At 50.7% G+C, this 1,614-nt stretch carries 1 protein-coding gene; it reads left to right on the forward strand.

The features are described from left to right. The first annotated feature begins 97 nt into the window (after positions 1-97). Positions 98-1,579 (forward strand): IS5 family transposase, encoded by a 1,482-nt coding sequence (locus tag IQ260_RS30460; protein ID WP_193996782.1) that lies wholly within the window; start codon positions 98-100, stop codon positions 1,577-1,579. The last annotated feature ends 35 nt before the right edge of the window (positions 1,580-1,614 follow it).

The following is a 1,614-nucleotide window of genomic DNA, read 5'->3' on the forward strand; positions in this document are numbered from 1 at the left end:
CTACGTAAGCCTGATAAGGGTTACCGGCTATTACGCCCTGATTAGGTGCAAAGGAAATCAGCTAAAATGCTCAAAACCCTTGCACCTAACCAGGGAAATGTACCGACAATCATCACCGGGTCAGCTATCGTTCGAGAATTTCTATCTGCCGTTTAGGGGTAAATTATCGAGCGAAAACCGTTGGGTAAAACTAGCGGAGATGGTTCCATGGGATGAATTTGAATCGGTTTATGCGCAGCAGTTCAGCGAGGACGAGGGAGCACCGGCTAAGCGATTTCGGATGGCCCTAGGTGCATTGATTATCAAAGAACGACTGGGCATCAGCGACCGGGAGACGGTCGAACAAATACGAGAGAACCCGTATCTGCAATATTTTCTAGGGTTACATGAGTATCGTGACGACGCGCCCTTTGATGCGTCGATGTTGGTGCATTTCCGAAAACGGATTGGGATTGACCTGGTCTTGCAAGTCAACGAGTCGGTCGTCCAATCGGCGATGGAGGCAGACACCGCAGCTTTACCAACCGACTCAGACCCAGGTCACAAGGCCCCGTCAGATGAAGATGATTCAGATCCACCCGAGCCACCGGTGCTAGAGCATCGCGGAAAACTGATTGCGGATGCGAGTTGTGCGCCTGCGGATATTCGCTATCCGACGGATCTTGATTTACTCAACGAGGCCAGAGAACACAGTGAACGTCTGATTGATGAGCTATATCAACAGGTGGCCGGATGTATGAAGAAAAAGCCACGGACCTATCGCAACCAGGCGCGAAAAGCGTATCTAACCCTTGCCAAAAAGCGTAAAAAGCCCCATAAACTGATCCGTAAAAGCATCCGACAACAACTCAATTTTTTACGGCGCAATCTGGCCCACATTGATAGACTCATCACGGTGGGAGCCTCCTTAGCGGCTCTAGATCCGCGTGAGTATCGGACGCTGTTGGTCATTCATGAGGTGTTTCGCCAACAGCAGCACATGTACGACCAAAAGAGCCGTCGGATTGATGACCGCATTGTGAGTATTTCTCAACCCCATGTTCGTCCTATTGTGCGGGGTAAAGCCGGAACCCCGGTTGAATTTGGGGCCAAGATTGCCATTAGTTGTGTAGCGGGATTTGTATTTCTCGACCACCTGAGTTGGGACAACTTCAATGAATCGGGCGATTTGATTGACCAGATAGAGCGGTTTCGTACGCGAACGGGCCACTATCCAGAGTCGGTTCATGTCGACCAGATTTACCGAACACGGCCTAACTTGGATTGGTGTAAACAACACGGCATTCGTCTAAGTGGTCCACCGCTAGGACGACCGTCCCTGGATGAAAAAGAACAGACTCAACTGCGACAACAAGCCCGTGAGGATGAACGCATTCGCGTGGAAGTCGAAGGTAAGTTCGGTCAAGCAAAACGGCGGTTTGGCCTCGGGCGGGTCATGGCCAAACTGGCCCAAACCGCTGAAACTATGATTGCGATTACCTGCTTGGTGATGAACTTGGAGAAACGGCTACGCCGGTTTATTTTTTGGCTTATGCGCTTCTGGATACACTTGGTACACTCGGCTATCCAGTCCTGGTGACACGAGACACATCACACCTGGAAGTACATCGCTAA

The sequence above is a fragment of the Leptolyngbya cf. ectocarpi LEGE 11479 genome (assembly GCF_015207065.1).
Taxonomy (GTDB): Bacteria; Cyanobacteriota; Cyanobacteriia; order Phormidesmidales; family Phormidesmidaceae; genus Leptothoe; species Leptothoe ectocarpi.

Bases quoted from the DNA above. Each gene is read 5' to 3' on its own strand.
- IQ260_RS30460 (WP_193996782.1), top strand. From the start codon at position 98: ATGTACCGACAATCATCACCGGGTCAGCTATCGTTCGAGAATTTCTAT.